The 17,708-nt window shown below is 63.5% G+C and carries 16 protein-coding genes; 6 read left to right on the forward strand and 10 right to left on the reverse strand.

Annotated features, from left to right (window positions below; genetic code table 11):
- Positions 1–89: 89 nt before the first annotated feature.
- Genes AC3WQS_RS23680 through AC3WQS_RS23690 form a run of 3 tightly spaced genes read left to right on the forward strand, consistent with a single transcriptional unit; the run spans position 90 to position 3,179 of the window.
- Positions 90–1,358, forward strand: coding sequence for a cytochrome P450 (locus AC3WQS_RS23680; protein ID WP_020906700.1), 1,269 nt, complete (start codon positions 90–92; stop codon positions 1,356–1,358).
- A 46-nt stretch (positions 1,359–1,404) separates the two neighbouring features.
- On the forward strand, positions 1,405–2,157 hold the full coding sequence (locus AC3WQS_RS23685; protein ID WP_007730096.1) for an isocitrate lyase/PEP mutase family protein: 753 nt from the start codon (positions 1,405–1,407) through the stop codon (positions 2,155–2,157).
- A 2-nt stretch (positions 2,158–2,159) separates the two neighbouring features.
- Positions 2,160–3,179 carry a DUF2804 domain-containing protein gene (locus tag AC3WQS_RS23690; RefSeq protein ID WP_492712818.1) on the forward strand — a complete coding sequence of 340 codons (1,020 nt, stop codon included), beginning with the start codon at positions 2,160–2,162 and terminating at the stop codon, positions 3,177–3,179.
- Positions 3,180–3,268: 89 nt separating this feature from the next.
- Here AC3WQS_RS23690 and AC3WQS_RS23695 read toward each other — a convergent pair whose 3' ends face one another.
- The 8 genes from AC3WQS_RS23695 to AC3WQS_RS23730 form a co-directional block, all read right to left on the reverse strand.
- Positions 3,269–4,507, reverse strand: a complete 1,239-nt coding sequence (locus AC3WQS_RS23695; protein ID WP_492712819.1) for an HNH endonuclease signature motif containing protein — start codon at positions 4,505–4,507, stop codon at positions 3,269–3,271.
- Positions 4,508–4,572: 65 nt separating this feature from the next.
- Entirely contained in the window at positions 4,573–6,195 is a 1,623-nt protein-coding gene (locus tag AC3WQS_RS23700) for an amidohydrolase (RefSeq protein WP_492712820.1), read from the reverse strand.
- 9 nt (positions 6,196–6,204) lie between these two features.
- Positions 6,205–8,382: an AAA family ATPase gene (locus AC3WQS_RS23705; protein ID WP_003941536.1), complete on the reverse strand. Its 2,178-nt coding sequence runs from the start codon at positions 8,380–8,382 to the stop codon at positions 6,205–6,207.
- A 21-nt stretch (positions 8,383–8,403) separates the two neighbouring features.
- Positions 8,404–9,234 carry a CDP-alcohol phosphatidyltransferase family protein gene (locus AC3WQS_RS23710; RefSeq protein WP_029254795.1) on the reverse strand — a complete coding sequence of 277 codons (831 nt, stop codon included), beginning with the start codon at positions 9,232–9,234 and terminating at the stop codon, positions 8,404–8,406.
- A 59-nt stretch (positions 9,235–9,293) separates the two neighbouring features.
- Positions 9,294–10,007, reverse strand: a complete 714-nt coding sequence (locus tag AC3WQS_RS23715) for a phosphatidylserine decarboxylase (protein WP_003941540.1) — start codon at positions 10,005–10,007, stop codon at positions 9,294–9,296.
- A gap of 71 nt (positions 10,008–10,078) precedes the next feature.
- On the reverse strand, positions 10,079–11,098 hold the full coding sequence (locus AC3WQS_RS23720) for a DNA polymerase III subunit beta family protein (RefSeq protein WP_317558315.1): 1,020 nt from the start codon (positions 11,096–11,098) through the stop codon (positions 10,079–10,081).
- On the reverse strand, positions 11,088–11,540 hold the full coding sequence (locus tag AC3WQS_RS23725) for a hypothetical protein (protein WP_075832586.1): 453 nt from the start codon (positions 11,538–11,540) through the stop codon (positions 11,088–11,090). Before AC3WQS_RS23725 ends, AC3WQS_RS23720 begins: the two co-directional genes overlap by 11 nt.
- 34 nt (positions 11,541–11,574) lie before the next feature.
- Entirely contained in the window at positions 11,575–12,045 is a 471-nt protein-coding gene (locus tag AC3WQS_RS23730; protein WP_003941500.1) for an SRPBCC family protein, read from the reverse strand.
- Positions 12,046–12,234: 189 nt separating this feature from the next.
- Between AC3WQS_RS23730 and AC3WQS_RS23735 the strand changes: the two genes are divergently transcribed.
- On the forward strand, positions 12,235–13,626 hold the full coding sequence (locus tag AC3WQS_RS23735) for an amino acid permease (RefSeq protein ID WP_019744479.1): 1,392 nt from the start codon (positions 12,235–12,237) through the stop codon (positions 13,624–13,626).
- On the opposite strand, the gene AC3WQS_RS23740 is transcribed toward AC3WQS_RS23735, so the two are convergent.
- Both AC3WQS_RS23740 and AC3WQS_RS23745 read right to left on the reverse strand, forming a co-directional pair.
- Positions 13,598–14,851 (reverse strand): NAD(P)/FAD-dependent oxidoreductase, encoded by a 1,254-nt coding sequence (locus AC3WQS_RS23740; protein ID WP_492712821.1) that lies wholly within the window; start codon positions 14,849–14,851, stop codon positions 13,598–13,600. The genes AC3WQS_RS23735 and AC3WQS_RS23740 overlap by 29 nt on opposite strands.
- 156 nt (positions 14,852–15,007) lie before the next feature.
- The gene (locus tag AC3WQS_RS23745) at positions 15,008–16,153 is read right to left on the reverse strand and encodes a PucR family transcriptional regulator (RefSeq protein WP_019744477.1); all 1,146 of its coding nucleotides are present in this window, start codon (positions 16,151–16,153) and stop codon (positions 15,008–15,010) included.
- An 82-nt stretch (positions 16,154–16,235) separates the two neighbouring features.
- Here AC3WQS_RS23745 and AC3WQS_RS23750 point away from each other — a divergent pair, with 82 nt between their 5' ends.
- Both AC3WQS_RS23750 and AC3WQS_RS23755 read left to right on the forward strand, forming a co-directional pair.
- A complete protein-coding gene (locus tag AC3WQS_RS23750; protein WP_020906711.1) occupies positions 16,236–17,021 on the forward strand; it encodes an HAD-IIA family hydrolase in 786 nt (261 codons plus the stop codon).
- Between the two features lie 81 nt (positions 17,022–17,102).
- A complete protein-coding gene (locus AC3WQS_RS23755) occupies positions 17,103–17,660 on the forward strand; it encodes a DUF6764 family protein (protein ID WP_019744475.1) in 558 nt (185 codons plus the stop codon).
- Positions 17,661–17,708 lie beyond the last annotated feature (48 nt).

Genomic DNA, 17,708 nt, shown 5'->3' on the forward strand with positions numbered 1-17,708 from the left:
TTGCACGAGACTCTCCGTCTTTCACTTGACAGTCTGTTAGTGAAAGCTACTCTGTGGTGTAGCGCACAATCGACCGATCAGAGGACGCCATGACCATCTCGGACACAACTCGCACGCCTGACCTACCGGCCGGATTCGACGTCACCGATCCTGCTGTCCTCGGGGAGCGGATCCCTTTCGAGGAATTCGCCGAACTGCGTCGAAGCGCGCCCGTGTGGTGGTGTGAGCAGCCGCCGACCGTTGGTGGATTCCAGGACGAGGGCTACTGGGTGGTCTCGCGTCACGCTGACGTCAAAGAGGTCAGCCAGCGCAGCGATGTGTTCTCGAGCTGGGAGAACACCGCGATCGCGCGTTTCGCCGACGACATGCCACGTGAGGCCGTCGAGATGCTCCGGCATCTTCTGCTCAACAAGGATGCGCCGGAGCACACCAAGCTCCGCAAGCTGATTTCGAAGCTGTTCACGCCGCGCGCGATCAACGGCATGCGCGACGAATTGGATCGTCGTGCGCGCAGCATCGTCGACACCGCTGTGAGCGAAGGCCCGGGCGACTTCGTGAAGCAGGTTGCCAGCGAGCTGCCGCTCCAGGCGATCGCGGATCTGATCGGTGTACCGCAGGACGATCGGGACAAGCTGTTCAAGTGGTCCAACGAGATGATGGGCTACGACGACCCGGAATACCAGGGTGATCCGGCAGTCGCGTCCACCGAGGTCCTCGGATACGCGTACCAAATGGCAGACGCGCGTCGTACCTGCCCGGCAGATGACATCGTCACCACACTGGTCCAGGCCGACATCGACGGCGACTCCTTGAGCCCGGAAGAGTTCGGGTTCTTCGTGCTCATCCTGGCGGTCGCAGGGAACGAGACCACCCGCAACGCCATCACGCACGGAATGATCGCGTTCCTGGACAACCCCGAGCAGTGGGAGCTGTACAAGAAGGAACGTCCCAAGACGACGGCCGACGAGATCGTCCGTTGGGCGACACCCGTCACCGCCTTCCAGCGCACCGCGCTCGAGGACACCGAGCTGGCAGGAGTGTCGATCAAGAAGGGGCAGCGCGTGGTGATGCTGTACAGCTCCGCGAACTTCGACGAGGACGTGTTCGAGAACCCGATGACGTTCGACATCACTCGTAACCCCAATCCGCACTTGGGCTTCGGCGGAACTGGCGCTCACTTCTGCATCGGTGCAAACCTCGCTCGCATGGAGATCGACTTGATGTTCAACGCCATCGCCGACAACGTCCCGGACATCACCAAGATCGGTGATCCGCGCCGTCTGCGCTCGGGTTGGATCAACGGCATCAAGGAGTTCCAGGTCGATTACAAGAGCACAGGCTGCCCGGTCGCTCACTAGAGTCGGTAGGTGAGAGGTACACCCCACGATCTCGAGGAGCCACCGCATGACTTCGATCAACGACAAGGCAACTGCTCTATTGGCGTTGCACCAGCCAGGTAACCCGGTCATTCTCCCGACGGTCTGGGACGCGTGGTCGGCGAATCTTGCGGTGGCTGCCGGTTTTGCAGCCCTGACGGTGGGCAGCCACCCGGTTTCCGATTCCATCGGCAAGCCGGACAACGAGGGCATCACCTTCGACGAACTTCTGCACCGGATCAAGCAGATCACCGGTGCGGTCGACGCCCCGATCTCGGTGGACATCGAGGGTGGTTACGGGCTCGAGCCGGCAGTTCTCATCGACGGGTTGATCGATGCCGGCGCTGTCGGACTCAACATCGAGGACACCGTCCACAGTGAAGGCGGACGCTTGCGTGAGGCGCAGGAGCACGCCGACTTTGTGGGTGGGCTTCGTCAGGCCGCCGACGCAGCCGGAGTTCACGTTGTCGTCAACGCGCGCACCGACCTGTTCGTGAAGCAGGTCGGTGACGAGTCCGATCGTGTCGATCGCGCCATCGCACGCCTCAAGCTGGCGGCCGACGCCGGCGCCGACGTTCTTTACCCCGTCGGGCGGCATGACGACGCGACCCAGCGCCGCCTGACGTCCGAACTTCCACTTCCGATCAATGCGATCGGAATCCCGGACCAGGACGATCCGGCAAGTTTCGGTCCGCTCGGAGTGGCACGTGTGAGCTTCGGTCCGTTCTTCCAGATGGCATTGGCCAACCGTGCGAACGAGATCTTGGGACGCTGGAAGTAAGAATGCAGACACTGATGTCGCCCGGCCCGCTTCTCGACGATCGCGGACATTTGGTCGAGACGGGTTGGGCCCCATCGGAGATTCGCAAGTATCGACGCTCTGCGATCACCGCTCCCAAGTTCCGGATCAAGGAGTGGGACTACTACTGCGTTCTCACTGCGGATTACGGCATCGCGTTGACCGTCGCCGACAACGGGTACATGGGCTTGCTCGGAGTCTCCTGGCTCGATTTCCGAACACCACACGAGATCACCGAAAACGTGATGCTGCCGTTCCCGATGGGAAGGCTCGGTCTGCCCGAAAGCGCGGACGACGGTGATGTGGTGGTGTCGAAAGGTAAAGCTCGCTTCGAGTTTCGCCATGTGGACGGTGGGCGCCACTTGATTGTCGACTACCCGGCTTTCGACGGTGGACGAGGTCTTCATGCCGATCTGTTCCTGGCGAGTCCTGCCGATGACCGGATGGTGATCGCCACACCGTTTCCGAAGGCGTCCCGTTCGTTTTACTACAACCAGAAGATCAACTGCCTGCCCGCTGCCGGGACTGTGCGAATCGGGAGCGACGACTTCACATTTCGCTCGGAAGACTCGTTCGGCGTTCTCGATTGGGGCAGGGGAGTCTGGACTTACGACAACACCTGGTACTGGGGTTCTGCATCCGGATTGGTGAACGGCGAGCGGTTCGGATTCAACATCGGTTACGGCTTCGGCGACACTACGGCGGCCAGCGAGAACATCGTGTTTGTCGGCGGCCGGGCGCACAAACTGGACAGGATCGACTTCGGCATCCCGCAGGGAACGTACGACGGCGCGCCGTGGAACTTCTCGAGCAACGATGGTCGCTTCGAGATGACTTTCCAGCCGATCATCGACCGTGCCGCGACTTTCGATGTCGGGGTGCTGCGTTCGATTCAGCATCAGGTGTTCGGAAAGTTCTCCGGCACAGTAATCCTCGACGACGGTACCTCCGTGGTGGTTCGAGATCTCCTCGGATTTGCCGAGGAGGTTCGGAACCGCTGGTAGGCCGTACGTCTCCGCGAAGATGACGGAACGCAGCATGAGCACCGGGGCATGATCGTGCCCCGGTGCTCGCGTTTTCAATTTGTGCCCGTTCAGGCTGCTGTCGGTGGGCTGTTCCCGCCGATCGGCTGTTGATATGGATCGATCGACATCGGTGGATAGAACACTGTTTTTCGGTCGGGGCCGATCTCGACCCGCCATTCGGTGTGGTGCAGTGTCCGATGGTGGTGACCGCACAACAAGATCAGGTTGTCGAGATCTGTTGGGCCACCATCGTTCCAGTGAACAATATGATGGGCATCGCACCACCCCGACGGAGTCCCACACCCCGGAAACGCACACCCACCATCCCGGACCGCAAGAGCCCGCCGCTGCGGAACCGTTGCTGTTCTCGCTTCCTTGCCGCAGTCGAGCGGAACACCATTCTTGTCCAGGAGGATCCGGGTGACGGTGCAGTCGCACGCCAACATCCGGGCGGTATCGATACTGATCGGGCCCACCCAATCCGTCCACGCGAACCCGAGTTCCTCCGTCGACGGCAGGAGGTCTTTCAACGCTTGCAGATCCGTCATGTCTTTCGCGCTGGCCGTTACCGTGATGTGCGGTTTCACCCCGCCTTCGATCGGACCCAACCCCGCCCGCTCGTACCGGCGCAACAGTTCACAGAACCCATCGGCCCGACGTAATGCCGGAGTGCGGGTGTCCTTCACGCCGTCCTTCTCCGGTGTCGGAGCGGACAGGCTCGACAGCAGCGTGATCAGACGGGCCCCGTTGATCGCATCCAAGTCGCCCTTCACAGTTACTCTGCCGTACAGGCCTTTCGAGGCGTAGAACTCGTTACGTTCGGAATCCTCGCCGACCGGGACGCCATCCTCGCGTTTTCCGTACTGCTTCTCGATCCGCCGAATCGCTGCCCGCACCGCATCACAATCCGCAATGTTCTTCGATGCCAGATCAAGCAGAATCCCGCGGGCCTTGTCCACATCCGCCGGCGTCATGTTCTTGGGCGGATGCTGACAAAACGACGCCACCTGACGGGCCTTCAACGCATCAACATCGCCCCGGTGAAACGCATCCGCGACAACGGGTTCGAGCATCAACAACCGCGCCAACCCGACCAGCAGGCTGCATTCGCCGATCTCCAGATTCGTCGACCCGTGCAACCACTGCGCGATCGCCCGAAAACCCTTCCCCCCGAGAACCTCACGGGAAAAAATTTCCACGATCAGCAACACCATCCGCGACTGCAACTCGTGTCGGACACGCACCAGATCCAGAACCTCACTCTTGAGGTCCTCGCCATCCAGCTGCCATGCTTCCCGACTGTTCATACCGAAAGTTTAATCGAACATACTTTCGAGAGCCAGGGACAAAACGGACTACTTTGAGTTCGAGATCAGCCGATCGCGCTCAGGTCTCCGTACACCGTCCGGCCCTCCAGGATGGTGGCGAGCACCGTGATGTCGGCCAGCCTGGTCGGCTCGACGTCGAGGGGATTCGCCGACAGCACAACAAGATCCGCGTAGGCGCCGGGGAAGATGGACCCGATGTGATCTTCGCTGAACAGCTGCCACGCGGCGTTGACCGTATGGGCGCGAACAGCGGCGTCCACGGGGATCCGTTCCTGGGGTGCCACGACGCGGCCGCTGGGCGAAAGCCTGGTGACGGCGTCCTGCATATTCCGTAGCGGATTGGCAGGGGTGACGGGTCCGTCGTTGTGGAAGGTGAACCGTTGCCCGGCCGCGAGTGCAGAACCTGCTGCGGCCCAGACGGATCCGTATTCGGGGCCGAACAGGTCATCCACCAGAACGTCACCCCAGTAGTGCAAGTGGTCGATGAAGATGCTGACCGTGACGCCCAGTTCCGCTGCGCGGGCGAACTGATCCGGACGCATCGCGCCGACGTGTTCGAGACGCAACCGGTGATCGGGCCGCGGATGCTCCTTCAGAAGCTGCTCCCACGCGTCGAGAACCATGGTGATCGCGTCGTCGCCGTGCGCGTGGCACGCCATCTGCCACCCTTTGGCGAAGTAGGCGGAACTGATGTCGTGGATCTGTTCGCCGGTGTAGTTGGCGTGCCCGTGCGTGCAGGCGATCCCGAGCGCGCGGGTGGCTTCGGTATCGAGATACGGGAAGCTGGTGGCGATGTTACCGACCCACGGTGAACCGTCGGACCAGACCTTGATGCCGATCTGGCGCACCAGGTCGTTTCCGTCGCCCGGTGACGCCTCGGTAGTGCGCGCTTCGTTGGACATCTCGTAGAGCCGCAGGCGGGTGGTGAGCAGTCCGGCGTCGGCTATCGCTGCCAGGGCGGGCCGCATCTTGGGGTCGAACGACAATTCGGCGATGGTGGTGATTCCGGCGGCGTTCAGCCGGGCGCATTCGGCCGCCACCAGTGCGGGGAAGTCGTCACCGATGGTGACTGCGTGGCCCGCGACTGCAAACACCGCGGGCATTTCGTACGCGGATCCGTCGAGTGCGCCCGTCGCGTCGTGGCCGTACGATCCGCCGATCGGATCGGGGGTATCGCGGGTGATGCCGGCCTGCACTGCTGCCGCCGTGTTGAAATACGCGACGTGTCCCGAGTTGTGCATGATCACGAGGGGGTACTCCGGCGCTACGGAGTCCAGCCAGTCGATGGTCGGATCGGGTAGGCCCTTCTGCAGCAACGGGTCCCAACCGTTCAAAGAAGCGCCGGCAGCACCTCGCGAACGAACAGTGTCGACGACGGCAGCAACTACGGCATCCGCCTCGGCGATCGTGACAGGCCGGATGTCGACGACGTCAGGCCCGAGCACGATGGCTTCTTCCAGGGGGTGACCGTGTGGCTCGATGAACCCCGGCAGAACAGTGGCACCTCCGACGTCGACGACGCGGGTATCCGGCCCCACCAGTTCCTCGACGTCCGTGCGCGCGCCGACGGCCGTGATCCGGCCTCCCGTCACGGCGAGCGCCTGGGCGCGTGGTGAGTCCTCGTGCATGGTCACGATGTCGCCGTACAGAACCAGATCAGCAGCCATGGTCAGTCCTTATCGGTTGTCCGCGTACGCCTGTAGGTGTGCCACCTGCTCGGGATCGAGTGAGGGACGTACCTTCTCACGGGCGGTTGCCACGTCCGCGGCCGTCACGTCGGCCGCGTCCATGCTCCGACGCATGGCGGCGAGTGCAGCCTCACGCAGGAGAGCCGAGCAGTCTGCTGCCGAGTATCCCTCGAGATCGACGGCCAGAATGTCCAAATCGACATCTTCGGCGAGCGGTACCGACTTGCCGGAAGCACGCAGAATCGCTTTGCGAGCCTCCGCATCCGGCGGCGGTACGAATACGAGACGTTCGAGTCTGCCGGGGCGCAGGAGAGCCGGGTCGATCAGATCCGGTCGATTGGTGGCGCCCAACACCACGACGTCGCGTAGCGGTTCGACGCCGTCGAGTTCGGTCAACAACGCGGCTACGACGCGATCCGACACTCCGGAGTCGGAGCTTTGACCACGACGCGGTGCAAGGGCGTCGATCTCGTCGAGGAAGATCAGCGAGGGCGCCGAATCGCGTGCGCGCTGGAACAACTCGCGTACGGCCTTTTCGGAGGCGCCGACCCACTTGTCCATCAGCTCAGCCCCTTTGACGGCGTGGACGCTGAGGTGACCTGAGCTGGCAAGGGCACGAACGAGATACGTCTTACCGCAGCCGGGAGGGCCGTAGAGGAGCACGCCGCGGGGTGGGTCGACACCGAGGCGTGCGAAGGAGTCGGGGTGCTGCAGCGGCCACAACACCGCCTCGGTGAGGGCCTGTTTGGTTTCGACCATGTCGCCGACGTCGTCGAGGGTGACGCTGCCGATCGACAGTTCTTCGGTACTCGAACGAGACAGTGGCCGAATCACTTCGAGGGCACCGACAAGATCTTCCTGCGTGATCTCCGGAGAATCACCGGATTTGGACGCCCGCGTAGCCGCTCGCAATGCAGCTTCACGGCAGAGCGCCGCGAGGTCGGCGACCACGAATCCGGGTGCGCGCGAGGCGATGGCGTCGAGTTCGAGGGTTCCGGTGGGCACTCGGCGGAGCAGGAGTTCGAGCAACGCCTTGCGAGTTGCGCCGTCCGGCAGGGTAAGTGCGAGTTCTCGATCGCAGAGATCCTGTCCGCGAAGGCGCGCGTCGACGGTTTCCGGATGGGCGGAGGTCGCGACGAATGCCACGCCCGGGGTTGCGACGGCGCTGCGCAATTGTTCGAGGATCAGTGCGGACACCGGTTCCGCGGTGGCCGGAAGCAGAGCGTCGATGTCACTGATCAGCAGTACACCACCGCCGCGCACGGCAGCAACGGCGTCGACGATTCGCTGCAGGCGGGTATTCGCCTCGGTGGCACCGACTCCCGGGCCGTCGAGTTCGACAAGTTTGCGCGAGGACAGGACCGAGCGGGCCAACGTGGCTTTGCCCACGCCGGCGGGGCCCGTGATGAGGACGCCGAGGTGCGGGGAGGCGCCGAGCGTACGGAGCAGTTCTGGTTCGTCGAGTGCCAGGCCGAGCCACTCGGTCAGCTTGGCTGCCTGCGCTTGCGCGCCGACGAGGTGATCCAGCGGAACCGACGGTGCAGGCTCGATCGCGACGGCGGCCGGACTGGAAACAAGCGCACTCGGTGTCAGTGTGCCCGCCGAGCCGGAACCCCAGTTGACCGCCGAATTCGGCTGGACGCTGACCGGACCACCGGCAGGTTCGACGGCCGTGACGGTGAGCAGTTCGGATGTCCACGCGACGCCGAAGGTACGGGAAAGCGCTTGGGTGGCTTCGGAAGTGCTCGTACCCGGACCGAGATCGCGGGGGAGGAGCGAGACCGTGTCGCCGACGCTGACGACCTTGCCCAGAAGGGCTTGTCGCAGAACCGTCGAGCTGATCGAATTTGTCGCCATGGACGAGCCGGTGACGGAGACGGATCGCGCTCCGTACACCGTCACCGGACCGACCACGACGGATGAGTTCTCGGTCAGGCCGACGTTCGACATGGTGACGTCGTCGAGAAGGATTGTGCCTGCCGGGGTTCCGGTGGGCGCACGGCCCGCGACGGTCGCGGTGCCGCGGGCTCCCATGAGTGCGATGGCATCCCATTCGCGGATGCCCAACGCCGCCAACGCTTCGGGGTGCAAGCGCACGACCCCGCGGCGTAGGTCGGCGGCAGAGGTGTTGAGTCGAACGGTGAGGGCGAGTTCCGGCGAAGTCACCTCTCGAGAGTACGTCGTGGACTAGCGGGGTCGCCGCAATCCGAGACGAGCGGCCGAGCGGCGGCCACCGACGTTGGGTTGGCGTCGGATCGCGCGGCGTTCGGAAGGCTTGATGTCCCAGGTTTCGGGACGTGCTGCCACCCACCGCTTCGAGTGCACGGCAAACGGGATGTGCACCAGGTAGATCGCGATGAGAACGATCAGCAGGATGTACGGGTAGGTGATGAGTGCGGCTGCAGCCAACGTCACCAGGACGAGCAGGCCGGCCGCCATGTGCGGCGGCACGGATACCGACTTCATCGCCAGCGTCGGGATGCGGCTGACGATCAGTGCAGCCGAGAAGAGCGTCCACACGATGACGACGAAGTGCGAAGACCACCAGCCGTCACCCCACTGAGCCGTCGCGGCCAGGGGAGTGAGGGCGATGAGTGCGCCGGCCGGAGCCGGAACGCCGACGAAGTACTCACGTGCGTACGCGGGGACGTCGTCGTCGTCGAGCAGAGTGTTGAAACGTGCGAGTCGCAACACGATGCTGACCGCGTAGATCAACGCGATGATCCAGCCGATGCTGGTGCCGTCCAGCAAGGTCACGTACAGGACCAGGGCCGGGGCGACGCCGAAGGAGATGGAGTCGGCCAGTGAGTCGAGTTCGGCGCCGATCTTGCTGGTGGCGTCGAGCAGTCGCGCGATGCGGCCGTCGAGTGAATCGAGGACGGCAGCGGCGCCGATCATCGCGAGCGAGGTACCGGGTTGTCCGTCGAGAGCGAATTTGACGGCGGACAGCCCGGCGCACAGCGCCAGGATGGTGATGACGGACGGCAGCAACCGCACCGCCTGGGTGCGTTTGGGCATCTTCGCGCCGGGTTGGGCTGCTCCCGGCTTCTTCACGGCTGACTTCATCTTCGGCGTCTTCACGGCAGTTGCGCGATAACTGTTTCAGCACCGATCGTGCGTTGTCCCGGCTCGACCAGGAGTGTGGTTCCGGCGGGGAAGTACGTGTCGACGCGTGAGCCGAAACGGATCAGTCCGTACGTGTCGCCGATCGGCAGGACGTCACCGACACCGGCGTAGCAGACGATGCGGCGCGCGAGCAGTCCCGCGATCTGGACAACCGCAACGTCGTGACCATCGGCGGTTTCGATCAGCATGCTGTTGCGCTCGTTGACCTCGCTGGCGTCGGCGAGATCTGCGGAGAGGAACTTGCCTGCCTGGTGAACGACCTCTTTGACCGTTCCACCGACAGGGCTGCGCTGGACATGCACGTCGAGAACCGAGAGGAAGATGCTGACGCGCGGGCGCGGCTCGCTTCCGAGATTGAGCTCGGCGGGCGGAACGGCGTTGTCGACCAGCGCCACCTCGCCGTCGGCGGGTGCGACGACGACGCCGATGCGGTTGGGCGGCACCCGGTGCGGGTGACGGAAGAACGTGGCGCATGCGGCGGCGGTGGTCAGACCGGCTCGGCGCACCCACTTACGGTTGCGGCCCAGAGCTGCAACTCCCAGCGGGGCCAGCACGAACGGCAGGCCGGCGGGATGAAGTGGCGGAATCGCATGGCGAACCAGATCGACGATATGTCCGATCCCGGTGGGTTGCGGGGTTCCGGGGGGTGTGGGTCGGCGTGCCACAGGCTCCTCTAACTACTCGGTAGGTCTTCTGCTGGTCGCACTGACAGTACGGGCGGTAGAGCATCCATAGATTACGTGAACGCCTTCTCTCCTACAGGCTGTAGTGGCATCAAGTACGAGTAGTACCCGACACAGTCGCCGGTGCGTATCGCCAGCGGCAGCGCCGCACCGCTTACTCGGATGACCAATTGCCGCCCCGGTTGGGCTGCGGCGGCGTCGCGCAGTCGCTGTCGGTCGACCAGTACTCGGAACTGTTCACGGGGATCCATTCCACCCGGATCCACCCGGGCACCACCGTCTTCGCCGATGCTGACGACGGCTCCGTGTCCGGTGCCGTTGAGCAGGGAGGCAAGTTGGTCGCCGCTCAGTTCGACGGCGTTGTGGTGCTCGCGCAGGATTCGGTGATCGGGGAACTCGCCGTCCTCGATGAGTGGGCTGGACACCTCACCTCCCGGATACGACGCAGTCACCGTGCGCGCGGAGAAAGTCAGCGTCACGACGCCGGCGATATCGCGTAACAATCGCGCGAAGGCCACGGGAACGACAGCGGACACCGTCAGAGCGGAGTGAACTGTCACCTCGGCGACCGCGAGCCGGAACTGATCAGTGGTGACAAACGCAGCGACGCCGTCGTGAATGTCGAGGTGGACGCCGCGAAGTATCGGGAACTCCGATTCCTCGTTCACGGCGAACAGCACGGCGTCGAGTGCGCGTCGTAGATCCCACGAGTCGATGTCCACGCCGCCGGAGATAGGTAGCGCGTCGATCAGGCGGTGGATTCGTCCCAGTTCGGCCCGGGCGTCGGCGAGACCGTCCTCGAGGTTGCGCAGATGGGCGTCGAGGCACGAATGGGGTTCCGGTCCGGTCAGGACGGCCATCATGTCGCGGATCGGAACACCGACGCGCCGCATACCGGCGATCACGCGTGCGTCGCGGAGCTGGTCGTCGGTGTACCAGCGGTAACCGGTGTGCGGATCGACGGAATGCGGGACGAGCACGCCTTCCTTGTCGTAGAACCGCAGCGCGCTGATCGGGAGCGCCGACGCCCTGGACATCTCGCCGATCGTCAAGAGGGCGGAACTAGTGGTCACGGATCAATTCTGCCCGCAGTCGCTCGATAGCGCCCCTGATCATCCGGCCGTAACCGTCGTCGGCGAGTGTGCCGACCGACGCCTCGGCCTTCGTCAGATGTTCGACGGCCTCGGTGTCGCGTCCGAGTTTGCGGTAGTCGGCAGCCAGGTTGAGGTGCAGCGATGGATAGAAACCGGCGACCTGCAGCGATGCGTGGTGTTCCTGGGCTCGCGCGTCGGTCAACGAATCGGCAGCGTCGAGGGCGCGCAGGTCCCAGCAGAGCTCCTGAGCCGGATCGTCTTGAACGTCGGCCATGTAGTGCGCGAGGGAGACGATGTGGAGCGCATCGGGGGCGGCGCTGATCTCTTCCCACATCTTCTCGAACGCAGAGCGAGCCCCGGCTCGATTGCCGGAGCTCGCCAATTCTTGTGCCTGCGCTATCTGTGTCATCACGGGATCCATGGAACGGATCCTGATGCCTCGACCAGGTCGAGGGTCAAGCAGAGGTGCGTGCAGCCGCCTCGGCCTCGCTCTTCACACGCTTCAAGGTGGCATTCATGCCTTCGACGAGCTCGACCTCGAAGTCGGCGTTTCCGCCCAGGACGGTCTTGACGAGGAACTGCGAGACCTTCGACGTTCCGGTGGGAGCCTCGCGACGCTCGGTCACTTTGGTGCCGGTAGCGGTCGGCTCGAGTTCGTAGGACCAGATCGTGCGGTTCTCCGCGATGCGGAACGCCACCGACTTGTTGGGCTCGAAGCGAACGACCTTCGACGACGTCGGCCAGACCAGCAGGCCCTTGCGGTTGACGTTGATCGTCTTGGCGCCCTCACGCACGGTCCCGCCGATTACCTTCATCACCTTGCACTGGGGGCTCCATTCGCCCATGCGCTGCAGGTCGGCGACGATTGCCCACACGTCCTGCGGTGATGCGTCGATGTCGATGCTTGCTTCGAGGGTGTTGGACACAGTCTCTCCAGTCGAGTTGATGCTACGTAAAGTTACAAACACTTTTGTCGATCGTAAGCGATCCGTCAATGGACCATGTGTGTCAGGTCACTGTACGGCCGTCCAACAGGGTCGTGCGGGAACACGCGCGGTGGTAGCGGACAATGGTTCGCGCACGTATGACGATCCATCCGACTGGAGTACCGAGAAGTGAACAGCGACGCCGCGACGCAGGATGGCCTCAAGCGAGGGCTGACAGCGCGCCATATCCGCTTCATCGCCCTCGGATCAGCCATCGGAACCGGACTGTTCTACGGCAGCGCCGAGGCCATCAAACGAGCCGGCCCGTCGGTGCTCCTGGCCTACCTGATCGGCGGTATCGCGGTCTACCTGGTGTTGCGAGCGCTCGGCGAGATGGCGGTCCGTAACCCGGTTTCCGGTTCGTTCAGCGAGTACGCGAACAAGCACCTCGGACCACTCGCCGGTTTCATGACCGGGTGGACGTACACGTTCGAGATGGTGATCGTGTGCCTCGCCGACGTCACCGCCTTCGGGCTGTACATGCAGTTCTGGTTCCCGGACGTACCGAGATGGATCTGGGTTCTGGCTGTCGTCTTCTTCATCGGCGCGATAAACCTGTTGAGCGTCAAGGTGTTCGGCGAACTGGAATTCTGGTTCACGCTCGTGAAGATCACCGCCATCATCGCGATGATCGCCGGCGGCATCGCGATCATCGTGTTCGGATTCGGCGTTCACGACACCGATGCCGGAATCAGCCACCTCTGGTCGGACGGCGGGTTCTTCGCGACGGGCTTCGGCGGATTCGTCGCGTGTTTCGCGATCGTCATGTTCGCGTTCGGTGGCACCGAGATCATCGGTATCACCGCGGGCGAAGCCGAGGATCCGGCGCAGACCATCAGGAAAGCCGTCAACACGGTCCCGGTGCGCATCATTCTCTTCTACATCTGCACCCTCGCCGTCATCATGGCGATCATTCCGTGGCAGACCATCAACTCCGACAACAGCCCGTTCGTCCAGATCTTCGAGAACCTCGGATTGGGAACGGCCGCATCGATCCTCAACATCGTTGTCATCACCGCGGCCCTGTCCGCCATCAACAGCGACGTTTTCGGTGCGGGTCGCATGATGTTCGGAATGTCGCATGCCGGTCAGGCCCCGCAGGTGATGAAGAGAGTCTCCGCCAACGGTGTTCCGTGGATGACCGTTGTCATCATGACCGGTGCCCTGTTGGTGGGAGTACTGCTCAACTACCTGATCCCGGACCAGGTGTTCCTCGTCATCGCCTCGCTGGCCACCTTTGCCACGATTTTCGTCTGGATCATGATCCTGCTCTCGCAGTTCCGTTCCCGCGCTCAGATGAGTGCAGACGAAACAGCGGCACTGAAGTTTCCAGTGCCGCTGTGGCCGTACGGTCAGATCTTCGCGATCGTGTTCCTGGCTTTTGTCATCGTGTTGCTCGGCGTCATCGCCGATACCCGAGTTGCGCTGCTCGTCGGTGCCGGATGGCTGGTTCTGCTGACGGGCGCGTACTACAAGTGGGTGAAACCGGCTGTCAGCGCAGCGGATCGAAGTGGCGCATGACGGTCGGCGTCTGAGCGCCGGTCATCGAGTCGGCCACCATCTTTCCGGTCAACGGACCCAGGGCGATTCCCCACATCCCGTGACCACCGGCGACGTGCACCCGCGGCGACTTCGTGGCTCCGATCAACGGCAAGCCGTCGGTAGTGCACGGTCGTGATCCCACCCATTCCTCTTCCCGCGCAGTCCAGTCGATGCCGCTGAGCATCGGCTTGGCCGCATCGATGATCGCCTGCACGCGGCGCGGATCCAGCGGCGCGTCAGGGCTGCGGAATTCCATCATTCCGGCCACTCGGAAGCGATCGTGCAACGGAGTGCATGCGACGCGCTGGGTGGGGAAATACACAGGGTTCTTGGGGAGGTGCTCGGGCTTGACACTGAAGCTGTATCCGCGTCCGGCCTGCACCAGTTTGCGCACACCGAACGGTGCTGCGAGCTTGTTCAAGCGGGCACCGCTCGAGATGACCACGGCGTCACCGTCGCGTGAATCACCGTGTGCACTGCGAACAGTGACTCCGCCGACCCGATCGTCGATCTGCGTGACGTCGAAACCGCTGACGATTTCTCCACCACGTTCACGAACCGCGTCCGCCAACGAGTTCACGAACAACGGGGGATCGATGAAACGCTGATTACGCAGACGCAAACCGGCTTTCACACCCTGACCGAGTGAAGGCTCGAGCGAGTGAATCGCGTCGTAGTCGAGGAGGTCGAAGTCGACCTCGCCGCCCGCGGCCTCGACGTGATGGAACTCGTCCACCAAAGTCTGTCGGTCCTTCTCGGACGCAAACGCGGCGAGGAAAGGATCGGCCAGGCGGGTCAGCTCTTTGACGCCACCGTCGGCGAGTTCGTCGTACGCGCCCAAGGCTGTTCGGTTGACCTCGGTGTAGACCGACATCGCTTCCTGCCACTTCGACGGCGTGCAGTGGCGCGCGAACCCGACCAGGAACCGAATCAGCTTCAGATCGGTGGTCAGTGGCACGTACACCGGGGACGACGGGCTGAGCATCGCGCGCAAGCCGTATTGGAGCACTGCGGGTTCGGGCAGCGGAAGCGTCAATGCGGGGGCAAGCCAACCGGCGTTGCCCCAGCTCGCGTCGGCTGCGACGCCGTCGCGATCGACGACGGTGACCTCGACTCCACGTTCCTGCAAGAACCAGGCCGTCGACAATCCGACAACACCCGCACCGACCACGACCACATGATCGGGGCTCTGACGAGTTCCCATGACGCACTCCTTCTACAGACTCTGCTCGAACCGAGACGCCGGTCACATCCGGCTCTTCTCTCAAGCATGAATCGCGGGGGCGGCAAAAGGACTGGCCGTTCGGCCATCGTCGGAGCTGCCGCGTTGTGGATTCGCACAACGCGCCGCCACGCCTGCTCAGCGAGCGAGTTTGAACTGCAGCATCAGAATCAGGCGGGTGTCGGCATCGGTGAGATCGACGCCGCACATCTCCTTGCCTCGACGCAGGCGGTTGCGGAGCGTGTTGGGGTGAACATGCAGTGCGGCAGAAGAATTCGCCACGTCACCGCCGTGCTCGAGAAAGGCCTTTGCCGTCGCGACCAGATCGCTGCCGTGCTGAGAGTCGTGACGTTCGAGGCTTCCGAGTGGTGTGGAGTCGCCGAGTCCGTCGATGATGTCGGCGACGTGCAGGGCGAGTACGGAGGCCAACGTGTCCCTCATTCCCGCGACGGTTCCGCCGGACCGGCCATGACGAAGCGCTCCGAGAACATGGTCGGCGTCCGAGCGCGAAAGATGTGATTCGCTTGCAGACTTCACGGTCCGGCCGACGGCCACTGCCAGGAATTCGCGGCCACGGGCGCGGGTGAGGAAGTCGGCGGACAATCGGCGAGCGTTGGTCTCGTCTGTCGCGATGACAAGGTAGATGGTCTCGGACAGTTGAGCGGCAACGGCGTCGACGGCCAGAGTGTCGAGGTACAAGCTCAAGGACGCGACCAACCCCGCCGGCAGTGGTCCCGCAACGGTTCCGACGGCGACGACGGTGAGCGGGCCTGCCAACCGCAAGTCGTCTGCGGCGCGGAATGCGGGTTCGCCACCACCGATCAGAGCCTGGACGCGCTGGGATTGACGACGGCGTGTGCTGTCGACCCGGTCACGCTCCGAGGCGATTCTCTCGGCCACGACAGATACCGCGGATCGAAGTATCGATTCCTGTGTGGGCGTCGGTGTTCCGGCGAGTGCGACCCAGATCGAGCCGACGGGGTGATCGTTCTCGCGAACTGCGATGACCAGGCGCGGCGTGATCGCAGGGTCTTCGAGATCAACGTAGATTGGGTCGCTCTCTCGGTGGAGACGATCGAATACTCCTGCATCGGAGAGTAATTGGCGGAATCGGCTGGGTACCTGCCGGCCGAGGATCGTGCCGATGCGGGCTTCGTCCACGGCCTGCTCGCCGCCGGAGTACGCGAGGACAGTCGAGTTCTCGTCCTCGATCGTGACGGGAGCGCCGAGCAATTCGGCCAGAGAACCGGCAACGGAGAATAGGTCGTCGTCGCGCAGGTCCATGGGTGGGAGCCTACTGAGCGATCGACGGATTTTGGGTTCCGACGCCTCGGCAGGACCTCGATGGCGAATATAGGCTGGTGCAATGGCCGACATCGAAGGTGTTCTGTTCGATATCGACGGAGTCCTGCTCACGTCCTGGCAGCCGATCGAGGGAGCAGGGGAAGCCGTACGCGAAGTTCGGCGGCGGGGATTGGCCTGTGGGTTTCTGACCAACACCACTTCGCGCAGTTCGTCGCTCATCGCGCAGGGGTTGTGCGACGCCGGTATCGAGGTCGAGGCGAGCCAGATAGTTACTGCCGCCAGGCTCACGGGGGAGTACGTGCGGGCGACGTATCCGGACGCGCGGGCGTGGGTCCTCAATCACGGTGACGTGTCTGCCGATCTCGAGGGAATCGAATTCGACGACGCCGATCCTGAGGTCGTGATTCTCGGCGGTGCCGGCCCGGAGTTCACTCACGAGGCGCTGAGCCGAGTGCTCGAACTTCTGCTCGCCGGTGTGCCCGTCGTCGCGATGCACCGCGGGATGATGTGGGAGACCGTAGACGGCCTTCGGATCGACACCGGAACGTACTTGCCGGGCTTCGAGGAAGTGGCAGGTGTAAATATCGCCGCAGTGGGTAAACCGTCTCTCACGGGGTTCCTGACAGCCACGGAGCTGATGCATGTCGAACCTGAGGCGACGGTGATGGTCGGCGACGACCTGATCGGGGACGTCCTCTCCTCACAACGAGTCGGCTTGACCGGAGTTCTGGTGCGCACAGGCAAGTTTCGGCAAACAGTGCTCGATCTGTCGGTTCAGAAGCCTGATCATGTCATCGATTCGGTCGCGGATCTTCCGGCCCTTCTCGGGGTCGTCCTCGAGGCTTGACCAGGCGGGGGTGACGGACTTCACTCGAGCGGGTACTCTCGCGCCCGAATCCAATGAACTTGTTCCACGAAGGAGTTTTCTATGCCCTTGATCTCGTCAGTCTGGTTCCGTCGCTCATCCTCTCGAGTCAGCGGAATTTCCAGTAGTCGGTTGGGGGGCCGCCTGGCGAGAACAGGGGCTGTGATGACTGTAGGTATGGGGCTCGCCGCCGGGCTGGCGCTGACCGGTGCGGGAGCTGCTTCGGCAGCCCCCGTCACGTGTGTCTCGCCGCCGTCGGCCAATGACATCCAGGTCTCCGAGACCGCGAGCTGCGGCGCGCAGTCCGTCGGAGCCGGCCGTTCGCAGGCCGGTGCTGCCGAGAGCGGTACCGCTGTGAGCGTCGCCGCCGACAACGGCTACTCCAATTCATATGCAAACGGCTTCGGAACCGCGCTGGGGGCTTCTCGCGGTAACGGTCAGGCGCAGGCATTTGCGCTCGGCGGCGGTATCGCGCGGGCCGGGGCGGCTGACGGCAACGTCACCTTCGCCATCGCTGGTTACGGAGCGGGCGCTACGGCCGATGCCAATGGCGTCGACTGCGTCGGAGTGCTCTCGTTTGCGGTCAATTTGAGTAACGGACAGTTCTGCATCGCGGGCTGAGGCTCAACCTTGCACTCGGCACGCTCGAGTGCTAAAAATGCAGTTGGC

The sequence above is a fragment of the Rhodococcus sp. FW305-130 genome, from assembly GCF_058788335.1.

Excerpts from the sequence above, each read along its gene's own strand:
- AC3WQS_RS23680 (WP_020906700.1), top strand. The coding sequence starts at position 90 with ATGACCATCTCGGACACAACTCGCACGCCTGACCTACCGGCCGGATTC.
- AC3WQS_RS23685 (WP_007730096.1), top strand. The coding sequence starts at position 1,405 with ATGACTTCGATCAACGACAAGGCAACTGCTCTATTGGCGTTGCACCAG.
- AC3WQS_RS23690 (WP_492712818.1), top strand. The coding sequence starts at position 2,160 with ATGCAGACACTGATGTCGCCCGGCCCGCTTCTCGACGATCGCGGACAT.
- AC3WQS_RS23695 (WP_492712819.1), bottom strand. The coding sequence starts at position 4,507 with ATGAACAGTCGGGAAGCATGGCAGCTGGATGGCGAGGACCTCAAGAGT.
- AC3WQS_RS23700 (WP_492712820.1), bottom strand. The coding sequence starts at position 6,195 with ATGGCTGCTGATCTGGTTCTGTACGGCGACATCGTGACCATGCACGAG.
- AC3WQS_RS23710 (WP_029254795.1), bottom strand. The coding sequence starts at position 9,234 with ATGCCCAAACGCACCCAGGCGGTGCGGTTGCTGCCGTCCGTCATCACC.
- AC3WQS_RS23725 (WP_075832586.1), bottom strand. The coding sequence starts at position 11,540 with ATGGATCCCGTGATGACACAGATAGCGCAGGCACAAGAATTGGCGAGC.
- AC3WQS_RS23740 (WP_492712821.1), bottom strand. The coding sequence starts at position 14,851 with ATGGGAACTCGTCAGAGCCCCGATCATGTGGTCGTGGTCGGTGCGGGT.
- AC3WQS_RS23745 (WP_019744477.1), bottom strand. The coding sequence starts at position 16,153 with ATGGACCTGCGCGACGACGACCTATTCTCCGTTGCCGGTTCTCTGGCC.
- AC3WQS_RS23750 (WP_020906711.1), top strand. The coding sequence starts at position 16,236 with ATGGCCGACATCGAAGGTGTTCTGTTCGATATCGACGGAGTCCTGCTC.
- AC3WQS_RS23755 (WP_019744475.1), top strand. The coding sequence starts at position 17,103 with ATGCCCTTGATCTCGTCAGTCTGGTTCCGTCGCTCATCCTCTCGAGTC.